At 40.3% G+C, this 26,078-nt stretch carries 15 protein-coding genes, 2 riboswitches and 1 other annotated feature; of the genes, 11 read left to right on the top strand and 4 right to left on the bottom strand.

Annotation, left to right across the window (positions count from 1 at the left end):
- The first annotated feature begins 50 nt into the window (after nt 1–50).
- A riboswitch (ZMP/ZTP riboswitch) is annotated at nt 51–136 on the top strand.
- 116 nt (nt 137–252) lie between these two features.
- On the top strand, nt 253–960 hold the full coding sequence (locus BLS24_RS05635) for an IMP cyclohydrolase (protein WP_330388211.1): 708 nt from the start codon (nt 253–255) through the stop codon (nt 958–960).
- Nucleotides 961–975: 15 nt separating this feature from the next.
- Complete coding sequence (locus BLS24_RS05630) at nt 976–2,154, top strand: phosphoribosylaminoimidazolecarboxamide formyltransferase (protein WP_091756972.1); 1,179 nt, start codon at nt 976–978, stop codon at nt 2,152–2,154.
- Between the two features lie 86 nt (nt 2,155–2,240).
- On the opposite strand, the gene BLS24_RS05625 is transcribed toward BLS24_RS05630, so the two are convergent.
- The 3 genes from BLS24_RS05625 to pdxR all read right to left on the bottom strand — a co-directional run bounded on the left by BLS24_RS05625 (nt 2,241) and on the right by pdxR (nt 4,935).
- Complete coding sequence (locus tag BLS24_RS05625; protein ID WP_091756970.1) at nt 2,241–2,804, bottom strand: TIGR01440 family protein; 564 nt, start codon at nt 2,802–2,804, stop codon at nt 2,241–2,243.
- 30 nt (nt 2,805–2,834) lie between these two features.
- Nucleotides 2,835–3,380, bottom strand: a complete 546-nt coding sequence (locus BLS24_RS05620) for an ECF transporter S component (RefSeq protein ID WP_091756968.1) — start codon at nt 3,378–3,380, stop codon at nt 2,835–2,837.
- Nucleotides 3,381–3,498: 118 nt separating this feature from the next.
- Nucleotides 3,499–4,935 carry a MocR-like pyridoxine biosynthesis transcription factor PdxR gene (gene pdxR / locus BLS24_RS05615; protein ID WP_091756966.1) on the bottom strand — a complete coding sequence of 479 codons (1,437 nt, stop codon included), beginning with the start codon at nt 4,933–4,935 and terminating at the stop codon, nt 3,499–3,501.
- Between the two features lie 151 nt (nt 4,936–5,086).
- On the opposite strand from pdxR, the gene BLS24_RS05610 reads away from it, so the two are divergent.
- Genes BLS24_RS05610 through addA form a run of 3 tightly spaced genes read left to right on the top strand, consistent with a single transcriptional unit; the run spans nt 5,087 to nt 14,512 of the window.
- Complete coding sequence (locus BLS24_RS05610) at nt 5,087–7,219, top strand: GGDEF domain-containing phosphodiesterase (RefSeq protein WP_091756964.1); 2,133 nt, start codon at nt 5,087–5,089, stop codon at nt 7,217–7,219.
- Nucleotides 7,220–7,241: 22 nt separating this feature from the next.
- Nucleotides 7,242–10,793, top strand: coding sequence for a PD-(D/E)XK nuclease family protein (locus BLS24_RS05605; RefSeq protein ID WP_091756962.1), 3,552 nt, complete (start codon nt 7,242–7,244; stop codon nt 10,791–10,793).
- A gap of 29 nt (nt 10,794–10,822) precedes the next feature.
- Nucleotides 10,823–14,512: a helicase-exonuclease AddAB subunit AddA gene (gene addA / locus BLS24_RS05600; RefSeq protein ID WP_091756960.1), complete on the top strand. Its 3,690-nt coding sequence runs from the start codon at nt 10,823–10,825 to the stop codon at nt 14,510–14,512.
- On the opposite strand, the gene thiT is transcribed toward addA, so the two are convergent.
- Nucleotides 14,499–15,200 (bottom strand): energy-coupled thiamine transporter ThiT, encoded by a 702-nt coding sequence (thiT, locus tag BLS24_RS05595; protein WP_242872240.1) that lies wholly within the window; start codon nt 15,198–15,200, stop codon nt 14,499–14,501. The genes addA and thiT overlap by 14 nt on opposite strands.
- A 62-nt stretch (nt 15,201–15,262) precedes the next feature.
- Nucleotides 15,263–15,367: riboswitch (TPP riboswitch) on the bottom strand.
- Nucleotides 15,368–15,436: 69 nt separating this feature from the next.
- Between thiT and hflX the strand changes: the two genes are divergently transcribed.
- From hflX to BLS24_RS05565, 6 genes are all read left to right on the top strand, one after another.
- Entirely contained in the window at nt 15,437–16,777 is a 1,341-nt protein-coding gene (gene hflX / locus BLS24_RS05590; protein WP_091756956.1) for a GTPase HflX, read from the top strand.
- Between the two features lie 52 nt (nt 16,778–16,829).
- A complete protein-coding gene (gene asnA / locus BLS24_RS05585) occupies nt 16,830–17,840 on the top strand; it encodes an aspartate--ammonia ligase (protein ID WP_091756954.1) in 1,011 nt (336 codons plus the stop codon).
- Between the two features lie 84 nt (nt 17,841–17,924).
- Nucleotides 17,925–18,155, top strand: coding sequence for an HPr family phosphocarrier protein (locus BLS24_RS05580; protein ID WP_091756952.1), 231 nt, complete (start codon nt 17,925–17,927; stop codon nt 18,153–18,155).
- A gap of 105 nt (nt 18,156–18,260) precedes the next feature.
- Entirely contained in the window at nt 18,261–20,714 is a 2,454-nt protein-coding gene (locus BLS24_RS05575; protein ID WP_091756950.1) for an ATP-dependent DNA helicase, read from the top strand.
- 450 nt (nt 20,715–21,164) lie between these two features.
- The gene (locus tag BLS24_RS05570) at nt 21,165–22,805 is read left to right on the top strand and encodes a tetratricopeptide repeat-containing diguanylate cyclase (RefSeq protein WP_091756948.1); all 1,641 of its coding nucleotides are present in this window, start codon (nt 21,165–21,167) and stop codon (nt 22,803–22,805) included.
- 41 nt (nt 22,806–22,846) lie between these two features.
- Nucleotides 22,847–23,126: a binding site (T-box leader), on the top strand.
- A gap of 83 nt (nt 23,127–23,209) precedes the next feature.
- Complete coding sequence (locus BLS24_RS05565; RefSeq protein WP_091756946.1) at nt 23,210–25,882, top strand: valine--tRNA ligase; 2,673 nt, start codon at nt 23,210–23,212, stop codon at nt 25,880–25,882.
- Nucleotides 25,883–26,078: the final 196 nt, after the last annotated feature.

Here is a 26,078-nt window from a genome sequence, read left to right as displayed (position 1 = left end):
AAAATCCAGCATAACCCCCTTGAAAAAATCTTCCGGAAAGTGTATGTTATACATGTCCATACAACTGGCGGATAAGTGGGTAACCACATGGGAGTATGGATGAATATATGTTGAGTCGACCGCCTGGGCAACCGCTTGATCAGTGGGATGCTCAGGCTTTTTATATTCCACAAACACTCTTTAAAAAGATTCTAAGCATTCCCCCAAGCACATCAAGCGAGATATCATTTTTCGACCATAAAGGAGACGAATGTGAAGGATTATCGTGCAGAAATCGGAAGTACATCCTACCCAGGTAGAGGTATTGTGATCGGTACTTCAACAGACGGAAAGTACGCTGTTTGCGCTTACTTCATCATGGGAAGAAGTGAGAACTCAAGAAACCGCGTATTTGTAGAGGAAGGAGAGGGCATTCGCACACAGGCTTTTGACCCATCAAAAATGGAGGATCCAAGCCTTATCATCTATGCTCCAGTTAGAGTTCTTGGCAACTCAACGATCGTAACAAACGGAGACCAGACAGACACAATCTACGACCTTATGAAGGCTGGTCAGACTTTTGAGCAGTCTCTTAGAACAAGAGAGTTCGAGCCTGACGCACCTAACTATACACCTAGAATTTCAGGAATCATGAATGTTGCTGATGGCAAGTATGATTTCGCTATGTCAATCTTAAAGAGTGACCACGGAGATGCCAGCCAGTGCATCAGAAACACATTCACCTATGACAATCCTAAGGCAGGCCAGGGCTATTTCATCCACACATACATGGGAGATGGCAATCCACTTCCAAGCTATGAAGGAGAGCCTACACTTGTTAGCATCGAAGGTGACATCGATACATTTACCAAAAATGTATGGGAAGCCTTAAACGAAGATAATAAGGTATCTCTTTTCACAAGATACATCGAGATCGCTACAGGCAAATATGAGAGCCGCATCATCAACAAGAACGCTTAATAAGGAGAGAATGGTATGAACGAGATTCAGCTTAAATATGGATGTAACCCTAATCAGAAGCCTTCACGTGTTTACATGGAGAACGGCGCAGATCTTCCAATCGAGGTATTAAATGGAAGACCTGGATATATCAACCTTTTAGATGCTCTTAACGGATGGCAGCTTGTTTCTGAGCTCAAAAAAGCTACAGGGCTCCCAGCAGCTACATCATTCAAGCACGTATCACCTGCAGGTGCTGCAGTAGGCACACCTCTTACAGATATTGAGAAAAAGATCTACTGGGTAGAGGATCTTGGTGAACTCAGCCCACTTGCAAACGCTTATGCGAGAGCTAGAGGCGCAGACAGAATGTCTTCATTTGGAGATTTTATCTCACTTTCTGATGTTTGCGACGCAGACACAGCAAGACTTGTTAAAAGAGAAGTTTCAGACGGAATCATTGCTCCAGGCTATACAGATGAAGCACTTGAGATCTTAAAGGCCAAGAAAAACGGAAACTACGCTGTTATCAAGATCGATGAGAACTATGCTCCAGAAGAGATCGAAAAGAAGCAGGTATTTGGCGTAACATTCGAGCAGGGTCACAACTTCATCGAGATCGGTGAGGACATGCTCACAAATATCGTAACTGACAACAAGGACCTTCCTGAGTCAGCCAAGATTGACCTTATCATCGCACTTATCACACTTAAATATACACAGTCAAACTCAGTTTGCTACGTAAAGGGCGGACAGGCAATCGGTATCGGTGCTGGTCAGCAGAGCCGTATCCACTGCACAAGACTTGCTGGTTCTAAGGCAGATAACTGGTTCCTTAGACAGGCTCCACAGGTACTGAACCTTCCATTCCTTGATACAATAAAGCGCCCAGACAGAGATAACGCAATTGACCTCTACATCGGCGCTGATTACATGGATGTACTTGCTGATGGCAAGTGGGAGCACATCTTCAAAGAGAAGCCACCTGTATTCACAGAGGCTGAAAAGAGAGCTTGGCTTGATAAGAACACTGACGTAGCCCTTGGATCAGATGCATTCTTCCCATTTGGAGATAACATTGAAAGAGCTTATAAGAGCGGTGTTAAGTACGTAGCCCAGCCTGGCGGATCAGTTCGTGATGACAACGTTATTGAAGCTGCAAACAGCCACAATATGGTAATGGCATTCACAGGACTTCGCCTTTTCCATCACTAATTTTGTTTATTGTCTAGTTTTTGTTCTTGTTCATGTTTTATATAATAAAAGGCTTGAAACCATCGCGGAGTTTCAAGCCTTTTATTTTACATCAAATTCTCATCATATATGGCTCTCTGGCCGCCTACGTACTTAGGACGGTGACGAGCACATATTATAGGAGCTTCGCCAATCTTGCGAAGTGAGATTCTCATAGGAACTACCACGCTGTGCATGTGCATTCCAATCATTGTGCCTCCAATGTCGATACCTGCATCAGCTTTCTGATTTATTGATTCAACAAGTACGGGATCATCAAAACGCTCATAAGCTACTGTAGCAAGGGCTCCTCCTGCGTGATTTGGCTGAGGAATAGCGTTAACCTGCTCAAATCCGTACTTTTCCAAAACTTCTCTCTCAACTACAAGAGCTCTGTTTAAATGCTCGCAGCACTGAACTGCAGCATAGATGCCGTTTTCACGTAGTACAGGGATAATGCCGTCGTATACTGCGTTTGCAGAATCAAGATTAGTTGCAGTACCAATCTGGTCGCCCAAGATCTCGCTAGATGAGCAGCCGATCACGAAGATATCACCCTTTTTAAGACGAGCCTTTTCCAAGATCTCGCAAACAGCCTGTTTGCTCTGGTTAGTTATTTCTTTACAATCCATTTTTGTAACTCCTTAAATCTATGTCTGATATTATGAATTTAATCCCATTCTCTTATAGATATTGCCAAGTCCTGCCTTGAAATACAGGAAAAGTGAACCAAATACTCCAAGAAGAGCCTGAGCTATCTCGTATGGGAGCTTGACCATAGCGTATTCAAAAGTGCTGTACACAAAAGTCTTACCAAGTGTGTAACCAACAACCATTATAATACCACCGATCAAAGTTCCAATAAGTGAAAATGTAAAATGCTTCTTTTTATCTCCGAGGCCTCTACTTGCTATAACTGATACAACAACAGCCTGGAGTCCATGTGTTACAAGCGATACAAACATTGGAGCTGGATAAAAAAGGAAATCTCCAAGAAATGAACCGATTCCTCCAACTATAAATGCAGCAAGTGGATCAAGTAAAAGAGCTGCAGTACAAATGATGACATCGCATAAATACAGGTGTCCTCCGGGAACAGGAATTCCAACGCTGGACATTATTATATTAAATGCCATAAAAAGAGCTGTGATAGCGATCCATTTTACTTTGTCAGTCTTACGTAGTGCGCTTAGTGATGTGGTATCCATATTTTCTCCTCCGGTACGGTGTTTTGTACAACTTTAGGTATGAATATACGCTTGTTTTGGTATTATTATAATACCCAATTCTATTATTTTTTTAAATACCAGTTTGCGACACTATCTTTTAAGACAACAATTTTTTTATCTCTTTTAACGCATCAGGTAAAAGAGCTATGTTCATATTTGAATAATCTATAATAAATTTACCCTGAGAAGATGCATCTGTTTTACTATCAAAATCATCCATATAGAAGTCAGAGATCGCAGAGATCTTGATGTTTTTAGATAACAGTTGTTTCTCTATCTCGGCATCTTTATACCTGGTCTTTAGCTCCAAGATAAAGTGAAGACCAGAGTCATTTTCAACTATTTTATAACCTGAAGACTTCGATTCACTTCCCAGCACTTCTTCAAATATGCCAAGAACCTGTTCTCTTTTTCTGCCATATTGAAGTCTCATACGATTTATATGTTTTTCAAAATAGCCCTTTTCAATAAAAGATGCCAGTGTGAACTGATCGAATGTTGAGACTGTGCATGAATAAAATGACAGCTTGTCGTAAAAGAGCTGCGCTAGGTGTGGAGGCAGTACCATATATGCGATTCTTATGGTAGAAGCAAGGGATTTTGAGAAGGTATTGATATAGATAACCTTGTCAAAAGAATCCATGGTCATAAGAGGCGGAATAGGAGTGCCCTTATGCCTGAATTCACTGTCGTAATCATCTTCTATGATGTATCTTGATAAATCTTCAGAAGCCCAGGACAGTAGCTCCAGGCGTCTTGAAACAGGCATTGTGATACCAGTAGGGAAGTGGTGAGTTGGGCTTATATGAGCAATATCTGCCCCTGACTTATCTAGCTCTGAGACCATTAAGCCGTTTTCATCCATGCTTCCAAGGTAGTAGCTTACACCTTCTGTTTCATATATCTGACTGATCTTTTTATAACCAGGATTTTCTATGCAGTATTTTTTATCTTTACCCAAAAGCTTTATCAGTAGTCCGTAAAGGTATTCTGTTCCAGCGCCAACAATGATCTGGTCAGGGTCAACACTCATTCCTCTAAAGGAAGATAAATGAGCTGCGATTGCAGATCTAAGCTCATAGATTCCGCTGTAATCAGATACTTTTAAAAGCTCATCACTATGTCCAGACACAGCCTCTCTGGTGAGTTTTGCCCAAACAGAAAACGGGAAACTATCAGCATCTGGCTTATTAGATGAGAAATCAAACGTTATGTTATTCCTAGTTTTTTTCTTGAAATTTAGTTTGGATGAAGATTTCTTTTTATCTTTCACTTCAGGAAAAAGAATGCTTCCGGAAATCTGCGACACAAAATAGCCCTTTTTAGGAAGGGCATAGATGTAGCCTTCTTCAAGGAGCTGACCATAGGCATTATCAACAGTTACAGTACTTACTCCCATGTTTTCAGCAAGAGCCCTTCTTGATGGGAGCTTCTCGCCAGGAGTAAGCGTTCCATTTGAGATATCGCGTTTTATGTGCTGGTAAAGCCTTGTATAAAGGGGACCTTCCCCGTTAGAGAGATTGTAAGTAAGCATAAGTTAAAGTTACCATATTGAAAAAATAAATCAAGCAAATATGAAAATTTGATAAAGCGTCAGAATAGTGTCAAAAATGCGGTAAAATAATGATACAATAAACTATGCGATATTATGCAATTTCGTGTGTTCGACATGTTAGGTAAGTACGATGGATGAACGTGAGATCAATGAGATAGTAGAAAGCCGCCACCTTGATGAGTTGACTGGGCTTCATAATCTTACTGGGGTTTTAGATCATCTTCAAGGACATGGGGACTTTTCTGCATCAGAAAAGTCAATAATCGTATATCTTAATGTGATGAATTTTAAGGCCTTTAACCAAAGATATGGCTTTCTTGGGGGAAATCAATATCTTAAGGGCTTGGCAGAAGAGATTCAAAGCATTTTTAAAGAAGAACTGGTAGCCAGAACTAGTGGAGATCAGTTTATTATCATTGCGAATTCACTTGATGAAAAAAAGATATTGAAGAAGCTTTCAGATCTGAGGGCTGCCGCAGTTAAGTACCAAAAGGGACTTGTTATGCGCATAAAAGCCGGTATTTATAAGGCTGATGGCACAGAAAAAGACCCTGTTGTTATGGTGGACAGAGCCAAGATTGCCTGCGACGACATCATAAGAGTCTATGATAAGGATGACAATATCTATTCAGAAGAGTTAAATAAAAAGAATGAACTAAGGCAGTATGTGATCGATAATTTCGAAATCGCCTTCAAGAAAAAATACTTCAAGGTTTATTACCAGAAAGAAGTTAGAGCACTTACAGGAAAAGTTTGCGGCTATGAGGCCCTTGCAAGGTGGAATGATCCTAAGTATGGAATAATATCACCTGGTACCTTTGTTGAGGTGTTGGAAAATGTACGCCTCATTCACAAACTTGATATCTATATGATAGAGCAGGTGTGCTCAGATCTAAGAGATGATATCGACAGCGGTTTTGCTGTGGAGCCTATTTCAATAAACCTTTCCAGACTTGATTTTGAATTATGTGACATAAAAGCTGAAATAGACAGATGTAGAAAGATATACAACATACCAAAGAATCTTTTGAATATTGAGATCACTGAAAGTGCCCTTACATCAGAAGATAATTTCCTTGGAGAGCAAATAAAAAAGCTTAGGAGATCGGGCTACCAGATCTGGATGGATGACTTTGGAACGGGATATAGTTCTTTTGGAAATCTTAAGTCCTATGACTATGATATGATCAAGATTGACATGAGTTTTATCCGTGAATACGAGAAAAATAAGAAAACAAGAGTTATTCTAGCAGCTATCATCAGCATGGCAAAGGAACTTGGAATACACACTCTTGCAGAAGGTGTTGAGACCAAAGAACAGTACGAATTCTTAAGAAGAATTGGCTGTGAAAAGCTTCAAGGATATCTTTTTGGTACGCCAAAGCCTGTAGAAAGCTTTGTAAGGGAAGAGGATTGTAGCTTTGAAAACTGCGAAGATTTCGCATATCACTTGTATTATGACTCCATGGGTGATATTAACTTCCTTGGATCTACGCCACTTCGCCCCAAGAAAATGAATGTGTTTAATACTGTGCCTATTGGAATATATGAGATGGAAGGTGATCGAATCACATTCATCTATATTAACGATGCCTACAAGAATTTCCTTTCAAGTATCGGTGTTGCCAGCATGAAGCAGGCCAATAAGCGCAATAGAAATGTGGAAATCCCTGAAGTCAGAAAAATAGTAGAAGCGTCGCATAATGCTGAGAAAGCAAGGGATAAACGTGGAGAGATCGATGCCATTGTTAATGGCTGCGTCATCAACTCCAAGGTAAGATTCTTGTCACGTCAGGGAAATAAGTCCGCATTTGCCATAGTATCCAGAAACGTCACGCTACATTCAGATGACAAGAAATCTGAAAATATTCAGGTTGCAATGGCACATGTATTTAACCAGTACTTCAGAGTTGATCTTTATGACCAGGGTGGTACTGTGGAGAATATCTTCCTTAACAGTGACCAGCTTGCAATCGCGGATAAAGAGATGGATGCCAAGGAAGCAGTTAAGATATATTCTGATAAGTATCTTATTAAGAAAGATAGAGCGAGATTTAGAAAATTCTATGATATCTCAACAGTACACGACAGACTTAAAGCTACAGGTGGCGATTATCTTGTAGATTATTATCATTCCGCTGTATCAACTGACAAAGGTAGAATGCAGATGTACATGATACTGCCTTTTTATTATAATGGTAGATGGAAATATATCTCATGTTGCAGATTTGCAGATGAGATAGATGACGAACATCTCTATTGATAATAGGTGGTATAGCATACACATGTTAAGGTTTTGTTTTGGGGCGTCTGGCTCGGGGAAAAGTACCAGACTTTACAACGAAGTAATTGAAAGAAGTATGAGGGATCTTGGAACTAATTATATCATCATAGTTCCAGATCAGTTCACGATGCAGACTCAGAAGGATGTAGTAAGGATGCACCCTTCCCATGCAATAATGAATATCGATGTTCTGAGCTTTGGCAGGCTTTCGCATAGAATCTTTGAAGAGGCAGGCCTTAGCTCTTTTTCTGTGCTTGATGATCTGGGAAAGAGCCTTGTTCTAAGGCGAGTATCAGACATCCTGGGCGATAAACTCCCTATAATTGGCAAAAATATGCATAAACCCGGTTATATAGATGAGGTTAAGTCCACGATCTCTGAGTTCATGCAGTATGGCATTGGAGATGAGGGACTTGCTATTTTGGAGGAAAAGAGCTCCAAGAAGGGTGCACTAAACGCCAAGATAAAGGATCTAAGACTTCTCTATAGCGAGTTTTTGGCATATATAAAGGACAAATACATTACTACAGAGGAAACTCTGGATGTATTGTGCGGCGCCATACCATCATCCAAGATCCTAAAGGATAGTGTCATCGTATTTGACGGTTTTACAGGCTTTACACCTATTCAGTACAGAGTTATCAAGATGCTCCTTGCTGTCAGCAAAGAGGTTGTAGTCTCTTTGACTATAAGCCCTGAAGATGACCCTTATACAGGCTCCTTTGAAGAGCAGGAACTCTTTATGCTCAGTAAAAAAACTGTCTATGACCTTGAAAAACTCGAATACAGCCTTCTTCAGGAACAGGGAGCTCTTGGCGTTCCTTCATTTGAGGCATATAGAAATGCAAGAAATGAAGAAATGTCCAAAAAGTCCCAGGGTGGAGATATATTCATAACTGATAAAACAGTTAAAAGACTTGAAAATAACCCTTCACTTGCATTCCTAGAGCAGAACCTCTTTAGATATAATGCCAATAAGTTTACAGATGGTGCCAGCGGAATAGAGATCTTCAGGGCTCAGACCATAAACGAAGAAGTAAGACAGGCTCTTATTAAGATTTCTGACCTTATAAGGGATGACGGCTACGCCTATAGAGATATTGCTCTTGTATGTGGAAGTCTTGATAGTTATGCAGATATTATCAGCAATCAGGCACGTAAATTCGATATTCCAGTTTATATTGATAAGAATAGCAGCCTGATACTTAATCCTATTATCGAATATATTACAAGTGCCATAAATATCGTGATCTCAGGCTATAGATATGAAGACGTCTTCCATTTCATGCGAAGTGGAATGTCAGATTTTAGCCCGGAAGATACAGATCTTTTGGAAAACTATGTAAGAGCACTTGGCATCAAAGGCAGAAAACAGTGGGAAGACTGCTTTATGAGACGTATGCCAAAGCGATTTGTATCGGCAGGTAAGTCTGAAAAGGCTTCAGAAAAAGAGCTAGAGCTCCTTCAGAAGCTGGATGCAATGAGGAATGCCATAAGTACATCTCTTAAACCACTTGCTGATTCTAAAAAGGGAACAGTAAAGGATATTACAAAGGCTCTTTTGACAGTAATAGAGAGTAATAACTCTAAGGAAAAGCTTGAAGCTTATAGAGATAAGTTCGAGGCAGAGGGTGACCTTAAAAAGGCTAGAGAGTACGACCAGATCTACGACAAGATAATGACTCTCTTAGGACAGATGGATGGTCTTCTTGGGGATGAAAAGATAGAACTTTCTGAGTATAAGGAAATTCTATCAACAGGCTTTGCAGATATTGAAGTTGGTACCATTCCTCAGGATGTAGACAGGATAATCGTAGGTGATATCGAAAGAACAAGACTTTGCGAGGTTAAGGTTTTATTCTTCCTTGGCGTCAATGATGGAAATATCCCATCAAATGCTGGGGGCGGCGGAATCCTATCAGATATCGACAGGCAGTTCCTTGCTGATTCAATTGATAACGTTGAACTTGCGCCAACTCCAAGGCAGCAAATGTATATCCAGAGGCTTTATCTGTACATGAACCTGACTAAGCCTACGGACAAGCTGTATCTTTCTTTTGCAGAACTTACTCCTGATGGAAAGAGCCTGCGGCCAGCTTATCTTATATCCAAGATAACAACTATGTTTTCTAATATCACCATTTCAAGACCTGAAGATGGTGATTTTGAAAGCCAGTCAGTTAAGCTTATGGACAGTAGGGACAAGCTGTCAGTTATGATGAGGGAGTACGCAAATGGCTTCCTTCGAGGCCAAGACAAAAAGAACTTTTTGACACTTTATAAGACCATAAAAGATCTTCTTGCAGAAAATGGTGATAACAGTTTTATCGACCAGATCACAGATGCGGCCTTCAAGCAATATGAAAACAGACCTCTTGCCAAGGCTATAGCACTTACTTTATATGGAGCTACACTTGAAAACTCAGTAAGTAGACTTGAACAATTTGCTTCATGCTGTTATGCACACTTTATTCGCTACGGTCTTCACCTTGAAGAGAGAAAAGAATACGAGTTTGATGTGTCAGATCTTGGTAATGTTTTTCATGCTGTTCTTGAGAAGTACACCTCTGAGATCATGAGCAGCGATACAAAGTGGAGAGACTTGCCAAAAGAGAAGTCCGAGGAAATATTAAATCGTGCTTTAACAGAGTGTGTTGATGGCTACGGAGAGACAATTCTTTTAAGTAACGCCCGTAATCAATTCATGATCGAAAGGATCAGAAGGATACTTTTAAGAACAGTAGACACCCTTCAATATCAGATCTCAAAAGGAAAATTTGAGCCTGCATTTGTGGAGATGGATTTCAGAGAAGCAGGTAATATTGATGAGATCAATATAGCTCTTTCAGAAGATGAGCAAAAGAATATCACTGAGAAGATGAAACTTCGTGGAAGGATTGACCGAGTTGATCTATATGAAGATTCAGATCACGTTTATGTAAAGGTAATAGATTTCAAATCCGGAAATCATAAATTCAATGTGGCATCACTATATTATGGCTTACAACTGCAGCTGGTCATGTATATGAATGTTGCAACAGCTACAAGTAAGAAAATGTCAGGTGGAAAAGAAGTATTACCTGCTGCGATCCTCTATTATCACGTAGATGATCCTATGGCTGAAGGAAAAAATGATTTACAACCAGATGTTATCAATGAAGAGATAAAACAAAAACTTAAAATGACTGGTGTGGTCAGCGAAAGAATGGATGTCATACAGATGCTTGACGGCAGCATAAATGGTAAGTCTGACATCATTCCAGTTGAATTTAAAAAGGACGGCAGCTTATCTTCCAGATCTGCTACATTAAGTGATTCTGACTACGGAGCTATCTCAAGATTTACTGAAAAGAAAATAAGAGAGTTCGGAAAGAGCATTCTAAACGGTAATATCGAGGTTAATCCTTATGAGATGGGTGACAGGTCATCCTGCACATACTGTTCATACCGCTCTATATGCGGATATGACGAATCAATTAAGGGATATAGTAAGAGAAATCTTGATATCTCAAGTAGCGATGCGATGGAAATCATTAGATCAGAGAATAATTAATTCTAGATTTTAAAAATTAGGAAGACACTATGGGAGTTAAATTTACAGAAGAACAACAGGCTGTTATTGATGCAAGAGACGCCAATATACTAGTATCTGCCGCAGCTGGCTCAGGTAAGACAGCTGTACTTGTAGAGAGAATAATTCAGATGATCAGTAGCGATATGGACATTGATCATCTGCTTGTGGTGACTTTCACTAAGGCAGCTGCTGCACAGATGAAGGAAAAGATAACTCTTGCAATTCAGGAAAAATTGTTGACTGATCCGGATAATAAACACCTTCAAAAACAGGAGACACTTATCCACAATGCTCAGATCACAACTATAGATGCCTTTTGCCAGTATGTTCTTAGAAATAACTTTAATGTAATAGGTCTTGACCCTTCATTCCATGTGGGAGATGACGGAGAGCTTCGCCTTCTTCAGGAAGAAGTTATGAAGCAGCTCTTTGAAGACGAGTACGCTCTTGCCAAAGAAAGTGGCAATGAGGAATTCCTCTATTGCATGGACTACTTTAGTACAGGAAGTAATGACAAAAAGGTTGAGGAATACATTGGAGAGCTTTACCGTTTTTCTATGAGTATGCCTTGGCCAGAGGACTGGATCGAAGGCAGAGCATCAGACTATGACCTTGGAGATAGCTCTTTTGATGAGGAAGAGTGGGTAAAGGACTGTGTTACATATATCAAGAGGTCACTAAAAGAGGCTTCACAGAAGCTTGATACAGCTATCAGTATTACCAATGAGCCAGATGGACCATATTACTATGGTGACAGGTTTCAGATCGAAAAAGACAGTATTGATGCGGTTTTACAATATAATACCTACGATGAGCTATTTGACAGGGTTCGCGGGATTACCTTCGACAGACTCCCGGGAAAAAAGGACCCTTCCGTATCTGAGGAAAAGAAGGAATATGCAAAGAGTCTTAGGGATGATGTAAAGGATATCGTTAAGAAACTCATAGAGAACTATCTTGCACTTCCATCAGAAACGGTAGTAGCTCAGATGAAGCTCTGTGATAGGGCGGTAAAAGAGCTGTGTAGACTAACCCTTGAATACAAGAAGCGCTACGATGCCAAAAAGCGTGAGAACCAGCTCATAGACTTTTCAGATATGGAGCACTTTGCTCTGCAGATATTAGTTGAGCATCCAGGAGATACTCCATCTGCTGTGGCCCTTGAATATAGAGACTATTTCAAGGAAGTCCTTATTGATGAGTATCAGGATAGTAACAACGTACAGGAACTGATACTTAAGTCAATTGCAGGAGAAGAGGCCGGAAGGTCCGAGAGATTCATGGTTGGCGATGTCAAGCAGAGTATTTATAAGTTCAGACTTGCAAGACCTGAGATCTTCATGGATAAGCTCTCCTCCTATGACAAGGAAAAGGGAGCCAAGAACCATAGGATCGACCTTCACAAGAACTTTAGAAGTAGAAAAGAAGTTCTTGAGATCACAAACTATATATTTAAGAAGATCATGGGCACTGACCTTGGAGGAGTAGCTTATGACAAGGACGCAGAGCTTGTGACTGGAGCTGATTATCCAGCTGCTACCTATGGGGTAACACCTGAGCTCATGCTGATCGATGGGGAAGAAACCTATGACGGCTCAGTAGATATGACAGCTTACGATGCCAAGGAAAAAGAGGCTATAGCCATCGCTGGCAGGATCCATGAGCTTATGAAGGAAGACCCAGAGCTAAGCTTCAAAGATATTGTAATCCTTCTTAGAAGTAACGCTGGCTGGGATGATGTGTTTAAGAATACATTGGAATCCCAGGGAATTCCAGCATATATAGAGTCAAAAAGTGGATATTTCGATGCCTGGGAGGTGTCTATACTTCTTAATCTCCTTACCATCGTGGATAACCCACTTCAGGATATTCCACTTGTAAGTGTTATGCATTCATGTATAGGCGGTTTTTCTGATGAAGAGCTTGCAAGCATCAGAATAGCTATTGATGGTGATGAAGACCTGTCAGAAACTGACTCTTTTTACAGAGGAATCAAGGGACTTGTGGAAAAGTCTGAGGATTCATATCCAAAATTAAAATCTTTTGTGGATTTAATAGAAGATTTCAGGGAAAGATCTGTTTACACCCCTGTTCATGAGCTTTTGCAGTATATAGTGGATAAGACAGGATTTGACAGCTATATCACAGCTATGCCTGCAGGAGAAAAGAGAAGAGCTAATCTTGAGCTTCTTTTGACAAATGCAGCAAATTTCGAAAAGACAAGCTTTAGAGGTTTGTTCCATTTTGTAAGATATATCGAGCATCTCAAGGTCGTTCAGGTGGACTACGGCGAAGCAGGCATAATAGATGAAAACGCCAATGTTGTCCGCATCATGAGTATTCATAAAAGTAAAGGTCTCGAGTTCCCTGTAGTGTTTGTTGCGGGCCTTTCCAAGAACTTTAACAGGATGGACACCAAGGGCGATATCGTAACTGACCTTGACCTGGGTATAGGCGTAAAGTGCATAGATACTGAGCTTAGGGTTAAATACGACACCTTAAAAAGGATCATGATAGCTGACAAGATGAATACAGATAGTCTTGGTGAAGAGCTTAGAGTCCTTTACGTTGCCCTTACAAGAGCCAAGGAAAAGCTCATTATGACTGCCTATGTCAAAAAGCTTGCAGATACTCTTATAAAGGCTGTCCGCAATCTTCCGGTAATTGCAGAAAGCGGAGAGCTTTTGCCTTATTCAATGAGACTTTCCTTCGGGGGCTATCTCGATTTTGTTTTGGCTGCCCTTATAAGGCATCCTCAGGTAAAAGAGCTGCTTACTAAATATGAGATATCCTATGACAGCGTAAAGGCGCATTTTGACGATGAAAAAGATGTTCCAGCGCTTACATTTAAGAGCCTTTCAGATAGTGACCTTGCAGCAATAATCGAAAGCCAAGGCGTAGCAGGTGTTATCAGAAGAGCTGAGCTTGAAGCAGACGCCGATTCTGAATTTGATAAAGACCTTTCAGATAAGTTAAAAGAGAAATTCAGCGCTAGGTACGCCTTTGATGATCTTAAAGGCCTTTTTACCAAGACTACTGTTACAGAGCTCAAAAAGCATGTGCTTGAGCAGGAAGGCGAGGTATTTACTAAGGATATAAGTAAAGAGAACGCCCCTGTTTATGAACCTGTAGAAGGTAAGCTCTCTGGAGCAGAAAGAGGTACTGCATACCACAGGATCATGGAGCTTTTGGACGAAGATATCTATGGTAATACTGATCTAAAGGACCTTTCCAAGAAAGAGATAGCAGAAGAAGTAGAAAAGTGGCTCTCTAAGAAGACTACTGAAAAGGTAATCCCTGCCGAATACGAAAGCGCAGTCAATAAATGGGACGTTGCCACATTTCTTTTGACAGATCTAGGAAAAAGAATGGGTAAAGCCTATAGAAGCGATGCACTTATGAGAGAAAAACCATTTATGATGGGAATTGATGCAGGTAGGCTTGATGAGAAATTCCCTGATGGCGAGATGGTGCTCATACAGGGTATTATCGATGCTTTCTTTGTAGAAGATGGTGAAATAGTACTGCTGGACTATAAGACAGACAAGGTCAGTGATGAAACTGAACTTGTGAGTCGTTATAGGATCCAGCTTGACTATTACAAAGAAGCCTTGGAAGCTTCCACCAATATGAAGGTTAAGGAAGTTTATATCTATTCCTTTTCTTTGGGAAAAGAGATTCCTCTTAGCTTACAGTAACGGATCTTTTAAGTGTCTTTTCATTGAGCTCAAATTTGAGGCGGTTGAGACCTGAGTGAACTGCAGGAATTGCGATGACTACAATTGTGATGATAGCTTCAACTGCGATATATGAGCCATTGTAAAGAACTGAGTAAAGAATTGGTGACATGCCCTCTGGAGCGTAATCTGCAAAGAAGATGACACCTGAAAGTGTTGAAAATACGAATCTTCCGAAGATTCCAACAAGGTAACCAATATACATGCCGTGCTTCTTGTTATAGAAGAAACCTGCAAGACCAAGGGCAGTAAATGCAAGGAAGTAGTCACATATAAGCTGAGGAGCACTGATGATATATGGGTCAACAATAAGCTGGAGAAGTCCATAGGCAAAAGCTGCTGACAAGCTGATTCTTGCACCATAGAGATATCCGATGTATGTGATAAAGAACATACTAAGAAGTGTAACTGAACCGCCCATTGGAGCCTTGAAGAGCTTTACATTAGATAAAACAAATGCAAGAGCAAGGCAAAGAGCTGATGTTGTGAGCTGTTTGATGCTGATAGCACCCTTTCCGTCCTTGTTGATGAAATAGCTAATGGACAAAAGAAGCAGGACTCCAAGGATTATGCCAATTGCATAACCAAGAGATGTAAAACCATAAGTAACATAGCCGTCATCGACTATTTCGTAGAATAATGAATTCATAAAAATACCTCCCTTTTGCCACATAAAGGGAGGTTATTTGTACTCACATCAGATAAAAGATGTTATAATCAATCGTGCTTCCCTACGCTGGTACTAACCAGATCAGGTAATAAGGGTTAGACGTGCATTGCACGTACACTCTCAGCATTGCTCCCCTAGCGGACAATATGTTTTTTTTCTAGTCTTATTAAACGCTTAGCCCAGGGGTTTGTCAATAGCTACACGGAGGTAAATATATGAAAAATACTATATATGAAAACGTAAAAGAGACTGCAGATCCAAGGGCTATCTTGGTTGGTCTTAATGTTAATAGAAGTGAATCAGATTTTGAGAGATCTATGGACGAGTTAAAAGAGCTTACTAAGGCTATAGATATAGACGCGGTCTGTATTGTTACCCAGGTTCTTCCAAGCCCCGACAGAAGTACCTACATTGGAAGCGGTAAGGTCGAAGAAGTAAGGTCTTCTCTTGATGTGTTTGACGCTAATATCATTATCTTTAATGATACTCTTTCACCAATGCAGCTTAGAAACCTTGAAAAGGCGCTAGATACAGAGGTTATAGACAGAACAGGTCTTATACTCCAGATATTTGCAAGGCGTGCCAAAACAAGGGAAGCAAGGCTTCAGGTTGAATATGCGCAGCCCCAGTACATGCTTCCTAGACTTGCCCATATGAGAAAGGCTCTTTCAAGGCAGGGCGGCGGTAGCGGCAGGTTATCCAACAAGGGTTCGGGTGAGAAACAGCTAGAGCTTGATAGACGTAGGATCGAGCATCGTATGGCTGAGCTTAGAAGAGAGCTTGATGATGTAGAAAAAGAGCGAACAACCCAGAGAGGAAAGCGAATAAATTCTGGAATGCCACGCATATCCCTGGTGGGCTACACTAACGCCGGCAAATCTACTATCATGAACAATCTTCTTCGCATGTATGGCGGAGAAGCCTATGACGAGAAGCAGGTCCTTGAAAAAGACATGCTCTTTGCAACTTTAGATACTTCAGTTAGAAAGATAGCTGCTCCAGGACGCAGACCATTTCTTTTGGCAGACACAGTAGGATTTATCAGTGAACTTCCACATTCCCTGGTTAAGGCCTTTAGATCTACCCTTGATGAGGCTAAGTACGCGGATATTCTATTAGAAGTAGTTGATTTTAGTGATCCTGAGTACCGCTATCATATGGATGTGACCAAAGAGACTCTTACAGAGATAGGCGCCGGCGATATTCCGGTTCTTTATGTATTTAATAAGTCAGATATCGTACAGGAACAGCAAAAAGAAAGCAGTCAGCTAGTAATGGATGTTCCAAGAATGATGGATGACAGGATATATATATCAGCTAAGGCTGATGACAGCCTGGATACACTCATTGACCTTATAGAAAAGAAACTTTCAGAAAGCGAAGCAGAGTATGAACTCATCCTTCCATATTCTGAAGGGGCTGTTCTTAGCTCTTTTAACGAGAGAGGAATAGTAAAGAGTACGGAATATCTTCCTGAAGGCATAAAGATAGTTGCCACATTAAGTGCTTCAGATGCCACTAAATATCAAGAATTTTTTTCTTGCAATCTAGGCTAAAAAGATATTTAATTGAATATGAATATTTTAGTAAAGGAAAGCGTTAAAGAATATGGAAAACCTTAAAATTCCCAAGAACTATAAATCAGCTCTAGATCTGCATGATACTCAGGTAGGAATCAAGACTGTTAAAGATTTCTTTCAGGGTATGCTTTCAACAAGACTTAATCTTCAGAGAGTTACTGCTCCTCTTTTTGTAATTCCTGAGTCAGGACTTAATGATAACCTTAATGGTGTTGAGAGACCAGTTGCTTTCGATATCCTCAATGAGGGTGGCCGCGAGGCTGAGATTGTACATTCTCTTGCTAAGTGGAAGAGATATGCCCTCAAGAAGTATGGTTTCAATGTTGGTGAAGGCCTTTATACAGATATGAATGCCATCCGCCGTGATGAGGTTCCTGATAATATCCACTCAATCTTCGTAGACCAGTGGGACTGGGAAAAGGTTATAGATAAAAAGGACAGAAACATCGATTTCCTCAAGGAAACAGTTCAGAACGTATACAAGGTTCTCAGAAAGACTGAGAAGTTCATGTCCATTCAGTATGATTACATCGAAGAGATCCTTCCAGATGAGATCTTCTTTATTACAACACAGGAACTTGAAGATATGTTCCCTGAGTATTCACCAAGAGAGCGTGAGTACTATATTGCCAAGGCTAAGGGTGCTGTCTGCATCATGAAGATCGGCGATCTTCTTGCATCAGGTGAGAAGCACGACGGAAGAGCTCCAGACTATGATGATTGGGAACTCAACGCTGATATTATTGTTTATTATCCAGTTCTTGACATTGCTCTTGAACTTTCAAGTATGGGTATCCGTGTAGATGCCAAGTCTTTGGAGTCTCAGCTTGAGAAGGCTGGTTGCACAGAAAGAGCTAAGCTTCCATTCCAGAAAGCTATCTTAGATGGTGAGCTTCCATACACAATTGGTGGTGGAATCGGACAGTCAAGAATCTGTATGTTCTTCCTTAGAAAGGCCCATATAGGCGAAGTTCAGTGCTCTATCTGGCCTGACGAGATGGTAGAAGAAGCAACTAAAAATGGTATACAATTGTTATAAAAAAATCCACACTCTTTTCACATAATGGACACAATTTCAAGATATATTGTTATGAGTCCTAAATGGAGAAAGGAAGTGGCTATTATGTTTGGCAAAAAGACAATTATGCTTAAAACTAGTCAGGTTCAGGACTTTGTTAATGCAGCTACTAAATGCGACTTTGATATAGACATTTATTACAATAGATATGTAGTTGATGCTAAGTCGATTCTTGGAGTTTTCGGACTCGACCTGACAAAGGCTCTCACAGTAGAGTACAACGGATATGACGAGGAATTCGAGCAGTATCTTAAGTCTCTCGCAATTGCTTGCTAATATCATTAAATTGAATGTTCATTGTAGTACGAATAAGCTCCATGGTATACAATATACCATGGAGCTTTTCTATTGCTCCAAATGCCTTGTTTATGAGGATAACAGATGACAATAGAGATTTCAGTCCGCGGACTTGTGGAGTTTCTACTTAGAAGCGGAAGTTTAGACAATAGAATACAGGCTTCACCTGCAGATGCTATGCAGGAGGGCAGCAGGATACACCGCATGATCCAAAAGAGCATGGGGGCTGATTATCATGCCGAGGTTCCGCTTAAATATGTTTATAGTACTGAAAGATACGACCTTGTGATCTCTGGAAGAGCCGATGGAATTCTTGATAAATACTTTGGCGAAACAGATGTCTATGACGGCCAGGAGAATTTTATTGAGGGCAAAAAAGCTAATCCATTGATAGATGAGATAAAGGGAACCTACAGAGATCTTAAAAAGATGAAGGACCCTGTTACTACGCACCTTGCTCAGGCTAAGTGCTACGGCGCTATTTATGCCAGAGAGACAGGCTGTCCAGAGATCAATATCAGGATGAGCTATTGCAATATAGAAACAGAGGAAATGAAGTATTTTGACTACAATTTCTCTTCAGCCCAGATCATTTCCTGGTTTGACGACCTGATAGGTAAATACAAGAAGTGGGCTGACTTTGAATGTGATTGGCAGGATATAAGGACCACTTCTATTAAGGCTGTCCAATTCCCATTCCCATACAGAGATGGACAAAAAGACTTAGCAGCAGGAGTATACAGAACTATCATCCACGGCAAAAAGCTCTTTTTGGAGGCTCCAACTGGAACCGGAAAGACCATTACTACCGTGTTTCCAAGCGTCAAAGCCATGGGAGAAGGCAAGATAAATAAGCTCTTTTACCTGACGGCCAAGACTATTACTAGGACAGTGGCAGAAGAGGCCTTTAATACACTTAGAAAGGCCCAGAATCTCAAGATGAAGACAGTGACCATTACTGCCAGGGACAAGATATGCTTCCTTGGAGAAGAGGAGAGAAACTGTAATCCTGAGGCTTGCCCTTATGCAAATGGTCACTACGACAGGATAAATGATGCAATCTATGACATGCTGACCCATGAAGACTCTTTTGACAGGGAAAAGATACTTGAATATGCTAAAAAGCACCAGGTCTGCCCATTTGAAATGTCTCTTGATATGAGCCTTTGGGCAGATGCTGTGATCTGCGACTATAACTATGTATTTGATCCATTTGTCTATCTTAGAAGATTTTTTGCAGAGGGTACCAAGGGAGATTACGTCTTCCTTGTGGATGAGACCCACAATCTCCTTGATAGGGGAAGAGATATGTACAGTGCTGTCCTTAGAAAAGAGAGCTTTTTGGAACTTAAGAGTAGCATCAAGGAGTTTCATCCTAGCATTGCCGGGCACCTTGATAAGTGCAACAAAGCTATGCTGGAGATGAAGAGAGAATGCGATGACTGTACGATACTAACTTCTATAGATAAGCTTATAAATCCATTAAATAGGCTTTCTGGCATTATTTCAGAGTATCTTGAGAACCATTCTGAAGGTCCTGGAAGGGATGAAATATTGGAGTTTTACTTTGACCTGTCTAGGTTCCTTACTATCTACGACAAGGTGGATGATCACTATGTGATGTACAGCGAATTTGCAGAGGATGGGAGCTTTTTGGTAAGGCTTAGCTGCATTGATCCGTCAAGAAATCTAGCTGAGTGTATGGATAGAGGAAGAGCATCGATATTGTTTTCTGCAACGCTCCTTCCTATTCAGTATTACAAGAAGCTCCTTGGTGGAACAGATGAGGACTTCGAGATCTATGCTAAGTCTATATTTGACCCAAATAAGCTTGGGCTTTTCATAGGAACTGACGTTAGCAGCAGATATTCTATGAGAAGTGATGAGCAGTATTTCAGGATTGCAGAGTATATCAATAACGTTATCAGTACAAGAGGCGGCAATTATCTTATCTTTTTCCCATCCCATCAGTTCCTTGATGAGGTACATGAGGCCTTTATCGATAACTTTTATGATGAGTCCTCGACTGAGATACTTGTGCAAAAGAGCTTTATGAGTGAGGAAGCTAGAGAGTCATTCCTAGACAGATTCTCAGTAGGAAACAATGTGAATCTTAATGAAGTCATCCACATGGATATAGAAGTTGTGGAAGACAAGAACATACTGGGATTTTGTGTAATGGGCGGCATATTTAGTGAAGGCATAGACCTTAAGTATGATAGCCTTATTGGCGTTATCGTTGTGGGACCTGGTATTCCAATGGTCTGCAATGAAAGAGAGATAATCAGGGCTTACTTTGATGATAAGGGCGTTGATGGCTATGATTATGCCTACAGATATCCAGGTATGAACAAGGTTCTTCAGGCAGCTGGAAGAGTTATCAGAACCGAGGAAGATACTGGTGTTGTAGCACTTTTGGATGATAGGTTCATGCAAGGATCTTACAGATCACTTTTTCCACGAGAGTGGAAGAATTATAAAACAGTTTCGACTACAACGGTCAAAAACGCTGTAAGCCAGTTCTGGAGCGAAGTGTAGAGAATTTTTACCTGCTTTTTGAGGCGTAAATAATAAAGAATCTTGATTTTGGGTTACATAAAACTAAATTCTGTGAATTTATGTAATCCGAACAACCGTTCAAATTGTAGCAATTGAATGTTCAATTTGACGTTTTTACAAAAAAATGATGTAAAAGTTTTCGATAAATGACTAATGTGTCATGTGGATAACTCTGTGGAAATTGGGGATTAGTCGAAAAACAGTTTTAAAAATACCGCTAAAATAGGGCATCTAAAAAGGGTAACAAAAATATACGAATCTCGGTGTAAAAATAAATCAATGACTGAATTAGTCAATATATATATGTAAACCAAAATATTAGTGACACATGTGTCACATCGACTATTTGATTGCCATAGTGTACGTTATATTGTAAAATAGCTTTAATTCAACTGTTGTCTTTATTTGGCTTAATCATGGGGCAAGTACATGAACATTGAAAAGTACGACTATGAAGTTCAGACTTTGAATAATGAATTGCTCACCAATAGAGGAAGTATGTCCAACAGCTATATCAATGCCTGCAACCGTTTCCTTCGCAAGGCTAAGAGTGTTGATGATCCTTCTTTGCTTGGTTATGCCTATTATCATCTTGCAGATGCGTACTATCTTGTAAGTACGGATTATCGTAAATTCAACACCAATTTACTTAAGGCAATTGAATATTTGCAGTATTCTGGGGATAAAGAGTATCTTGCCAGATGCTATAATCTTCTTGGAATAGATTCTTTAAATCATGGAAGTCCTGACCTTGCGCTTGATTACTTCCTAACAGGAATCAAGTGTTGTGACGGCCTTGAGAATAGCGGAGTTCCGGGATTTTTGGAATTTAATATCGGACAGATCTACTATGAGAGCGGCAATATCAAACAGGCTCTTAAATCAATACAGTCAGCCTACAAGAATATCAGAAGAAACGAAAAGGAAAGTCTCTATTATAGAAACATTCTCTATTGTTATTGTTTTGAAGCGGATTGCTATATGCAGCTGGGTAAACCTGACTCTGTTAAGAACTGCCTTATGGCAATAGACCGCCTTGAGCAAAATCCAAAGGTGAATCAGGAGTACATAAATGGTGATAGCGCTATAACTGCAGCTGATATCAGGGCAAGAGGCTACTACTTTATTGGGGATATGGTGAATTTCCAGAAATATGTCTCCAAGCTTCTAAGGATGATCCAAAATAACAAGTATCCGCTTGATAACATGGAAGATATCTTTGGTATGTGCAGATTCCTTATCAGTATAGGTTGGGTAGATGAGGTAGTCCGCATAGTTAAAAATACAGAGAGATCTTTAAATGATTTAAATATCCACAATCTAAAGAAAGAGCATGCAAAATTAAAATGTGAGCTCTATGAGAGCATTGGAAACAAAGCAGAGAGAGTAAAGGCACTGGAAGAGTTCTACAGATATTCTATTGAGCAGGAAAAAGAGAGACAGGCAAATTATAAGTTCTTTACAGAATTGCGATATAAGCTCAGCAACATGGAGAAGGAGAATATAACCCTTCAAAAGCAGGCAACCACAGATTCTCTTACAGGTCTTGGTAATAGATATGGGCTTAATAAGTATGCAGACTGCGCCTTTGAAAAGGCTTATTCAGAGGGAAAATCTCTCGCTGTTGAGATCATGGATGTGGATAATTTCAAGAATTTTAACGATACTTATGGCCATCAGGCAGGAGATGACTGTCTTACTCATATTGCAGGTGTCATAAAAGAGCTTAGTGACAAAAACAAGAGTATTCATGGCTTTAGATATGGCGGTGATGAGTTTGTTATCATCTATGAAGATATGACAGATGATGAAGTAATGAATTATGCCAGGGTCATCAGAGAAAAGGTTATAGAGAAGCATATTGATAATAAGAATTCTGATCTTGGAATAGTGACTGTCTCTCAGGGTATCCGTAATTCCATACCTAGAAAGACCAATAAGCTCTGGGATTATATGTATGCTGCAGATAATGCTCTCTATGAAGTGAAAAGAAATTCCAAGGGCGAAGTTGTCCTTCTTCATAAGGCCGTTATTTCTCAGAAATCACTTGATGAAGCAACTCATATTTGACAATATCTTTTTTTACTAATATTATATTTACTATTATAAGAATAAAGGTTATGAGAAAGAGGAGTACATATCATAACACTATTTAAAGAGAAAGCGTCTGTTGCCGTTGGCTTCGCTGAGAGGATGCTGGTAGTGATGATATGGAAGGTAGCTTTTGAACCGGACACTCAGAAATGATGGCTTTCATAGCAATTTATCAATAAGTGTCCCCGCGTTATCTGCGTTATCGGATAGAGCATTTAAGTTTAGCTTAGATGTTTAATGAGGCAAAGATTTTTTCTTTGTGAACTAAGGTGGTACCACGTTAATTACGTCCTTAGCAGTTAATAGCTGCTAGGGACTTTTTTTTATCTTAATTAACTTATCAACTAGTCAAAAAACACATTTTTATAAAGGAGCGGATTATGAAGAAAGAACTTGCTAAGACCTACGATCCTAAGGGAATTGAAGGCCGTCTTTATTCAAAGTGGGAAGAAAAGAAATACTTCCACGCAGAAGTAGACGAAACAAAGAAACCATTCACAATTGTTATTCCACCACCAAACATTACTGGTAAGCTGCACATGGGCCATGCCCTTGATAACACAATGCAGGATATCCTTATCAGATACAAGAGAATGCAGGGATATAATGCACTTTGGCAGCCTGGTACTGACCATGCTTCTATTGCTACTGAGGTCAAGATCATCGATGCTCTCAAGGCTGAAGGTATCGACAAGAGAGACCTTGGACGTGAGAAGTTCCTTGAGAGAGCTTGGCAGTGGAAGAAAGAGTACGGCGGAACTATCATCCAGCAGCTCAAAAAGCTCGGTTCTTCATGTGACTGGGATAGAGAGCGTTTCACAATGGATGAAGGCTGTAACGAGGCTGTTACTGAGGTCTTCTGCAAGATGCACGAGAAAGGCTATATCTATAAGGGAAGCCGTATCGTAAACTGGTGCCCAGTATGTAAGACATCTATCTCAGACGCTGAGGTTGAGTATGAGGAACAGGCTGGACACTTATGGCACATCAAGTATCCTATCATCAATGAGGATGGCTCTGTTTCTAAGACTGAGTTCATTGAGTTTGCTACTACTCGTCCTGAGACTATGCTTGGTGATACAGCTGTAGCTGTAAACCCTGATGATGAAAGATACAAGAGCTTCAAGGGCAAGAAAGTTCTTTTACCTATTGTTAACAGAGAGCTTCCTATCGTAGAAGACTCTTATGTAGATATGGAATTTGGTACTGGTGTAGTTAAGATCACTCCTGGTCACGACCCTAACGACTTCGAGGTTGGTAAGCGTCATGGTCTCGAGGAGATCAACATCCTCAATGATGATGCTACTATCAACGCTAATGGTGGCAAATTTGAGGGTATGGACAGATATGCTGCAAGAGATGCCATCGTAAAAGAGCTTGATGAGATGGGACTTCTTGTTGAAATCGAAGATTACTCACATAACGTAGGTACTCACGATCGTTGCCATACAACAGTTGAGCCTATGATCAAGGCACAGTGGTTCGTTAAGATGGACGAGCTCATCAAACCAGCAGTTAAGGCTGTTAAAGAAGGCGAGATCAAGCTCATTCCACCTAGAATGGACAAGACATACTTCAACTGGACAGATAACATCCGCGATTGGTGTATTTCAAGACAGCTCTGGTGGGGACACAGAATTCCTGCTTACTACTGCGACAAGTGCGGAGAGGTAGTTGTAGCAAAAGAGGCTCCTACAGTATGTCCTAAGTGCGGTCATACTCACTTTACACAGGATCCTGATACACTTGATACATGGTTCTCATCAGCTCTTTGGCCATTTGAGACACTTGGCTGGCCTCATGACACAAGAGAACTTAAGTATTTCTTCCCTACAGATGTCCTTGTAACTGGTTATGACATTATCTTCTTCTGGGTAATCAGAATGATCTTCTCAAGTTATGAGAACATGGGAACATATCCATTCCACACAGTTCTTTTCCACGGACTTGTGAGAGATTCTCAGGGTCGTAAGATGAGTAAATCTCTTGGAAATGGTATCGATCCTCTTGATATCATCGAAAATTACGGAGCAGATGCTTTAAGACTTACTCTTATTACAGGTAACGCACCAGGAAACGACATGCGTTTCTATAATGAAAGAGTAGAAAACAGCCGTAACTTCGCTAATAAGGTATGGAACGCTTCAAGATTCATCATGATGAACATGGCTGATGACGCCAAGAGTGCTATTCACCAGGATATGCCAACCGGCCTTGAGCCAGTTGATAAGTGGATTCTTTCAAAGCTCAACAACACTATTAAAGATGTTACAGAGAACATGGATAAGTATGAGCTTGGTATCGCAGTTCAGAAGGTTTATGACTTTATCTGGGATGAGTTCTGCGACTGGTACATTGAGATGGTTAAGCCTCGTCTCTACAATTCAGATGACAAGGTATCACATGAGGCAGCTCTTTGGACACTCCAGACTGTTCTTATCAATGCACTTAAGCTTCTTCATCCTTATATGCCATTCATTACAGAAGAGATCTTCTGCACAATGCAGGATGAGGAAGAGTCGATCATGATCTCTAAGTGGCCTGTTTACAAGGATGAGTGGAACTTCGCTTCTGATGAGAAGGCTATTGAGACTATCAAAGAGGCAGTTCGTGGAATCCGTAACGTTCGTACACAGATGAATGTTGCTCCATCACGTAAGGCTAAGGTATTTGTTGTAAGTGACAAGGAAGATGTCCTTGATATCTTCAGAACAGGTAAGCTTTTCTTTGAGTCACTTGCTTATGCATCTGAGTCAGCTTGCCAGAATGACAAGTCAGGAATCGCAGATGATGCTGTATCAGTAGTACTTGCTGACGCAACAGTATATATTCCATTCTCTGATCTTGTAGATCTTTCAGCTGAGATTGAAAGACTTACAAAAGAGCAGAAGAAGCTTGAAGGAGAACTTCAGAGATCTAAGAATATGCTTAGTAACGAAAAGTTCCTTTCAAAGGCACCTGCTGAGAAGATTGCCGAAGAAAAAGAGAAGCAGCAGAAATATCAGCAGACATACGATCAGATCACTGAAAGACTTGCACAGCTTAAAGGCTAATTTATTAGTTGATCAACCAACTATAAAATGAAGGTTATTTTAAAACCTTTACTTATGATTTTTTGATTTATCTCACAGGACATCTTCAGACTATTTAAAAACGTCAGTACTTATGCCATGTCTTTTATGGCATTAGTACTGTTACGTTTTTAACTAAGCGAAAGCGTGTCTGAAGTGCTTGTGAGAAAATAAAAAA

This window comes from Butyrivibrio sp. INlla18 (genome assembly GCF_900103635.1).
Lineage (GTDB): Bacteria > Bacillota > Clostridia > Lachnospirales > Lachnospiraceae > Butyrivibrio.
The sequence above is the reverse complement of the archived record's forward strand: the minus strand, read 5'-3'. Positions and strand labels throughout refer to the sequence as shown.

What these genes read in the sequence shown, in the direction of transcription:
- BLS24_RS05610 (WP_091756964.1), top strand. Translation starts at nt 5,087, where the DNA reads ATGGATGAACGTGAGATCAATGAGATAGTAGAAAGCCGCCACCTTGAT.
- BLS24_RS05605 (WP_091756962.1), top strand. Translation starts at nt 7,242, where the DNA reads ATGTTAAGGTTTTGTTTTGGGGCGTCTGGCTCGGGGAAAAGTACCAGA.
- pdxR (WP_091756966.1), bottom strand. Translation starts at nt 4,935, where the DNA reads ATGCTTACTTACAATCTCTCTAACGGGGAAGGTCCCCTTTATACAAGG.
- thiT (WP_242872240.1), bottom strand. Translation starts at nt 15,200, where the DNA reads ATGAATTCATTATTCTACGAAATAGTCGATGACGGCTATGTTACTTAT.
- asnA (WP_091756954.1), top strand. Translation starts at nt 16,830, where the DNA reads ATGGAAAACCTTAAAATTCCCAAGAACTATAAATCAGCTCTAGATCTG.
- BLS24_RS05630 (WP_091756972.1), top strand. Translation starts at nt 976, where the DNA reads ATGAACGAGATTCAGCTTAAATATGGATGTAACCCTAATCAGAAGCCT.
- BLS24_RS05565 (WP_091756946.1), top strand. Translation starts at nt 23,210, where the DNA reads ATGAAGAAAGAACTTGCTAAGACCTACGATCCTAAGGGAATTGAAGGC.
- BLS24_RS05625 (WP_091756970.1), bottom strand. Translation starts at nt 2,804, where the DNA reads ATGGATTGTAAAGAAATAACTAACCAGAGCAAACAGGCTGTTTGCGAG.
- BLS24_RS05620 (WP_091756968.1), bottom strand. Translation starts at nt 3,380, where the DNA reads ATGGATACCACATCACTAAGCGCACTACGTAAGACTGACAAAGTAAAA.
- BLS24_RS05570 (WP_091756948.1), top strand. Translation starts at nt 21,165, where the DNA reads ATGAACATTGAAAAGTACGACTATGAAGTTCAGACTTTGAATAATGAA.
- BLS24_RS05580 (WP_091756952.1), top strand. Translation starts at nt 17,925, where the DNA reads ATGTTTGGCAAAAAGACAATTATGCTTAAAACTAGTCAGGTTCAGGAC.
- hflX (WP_091756956.1), top strand. Translation starts at nt 15,437, where the DNA reads ATGAAAAATACTATATATGAAAACGTAAAAGAGACTGCAGATCCAAGG.
- addA (WP_091756960.1), top strand. Translation starts at nt 10,823, where the DNA reads ATGGGAGTTAAATTTACAGAAGAACAACAGGCTGTTATTGATGCAAGA.
- BLS24_RS05575 (WP_091756950.1), top strand. Translation starts at nt 18,261, where the DNA reads ATGACAATAGAGATTTCAGTCCGCGGACTTGTGGAGTTTCTACTTAGA.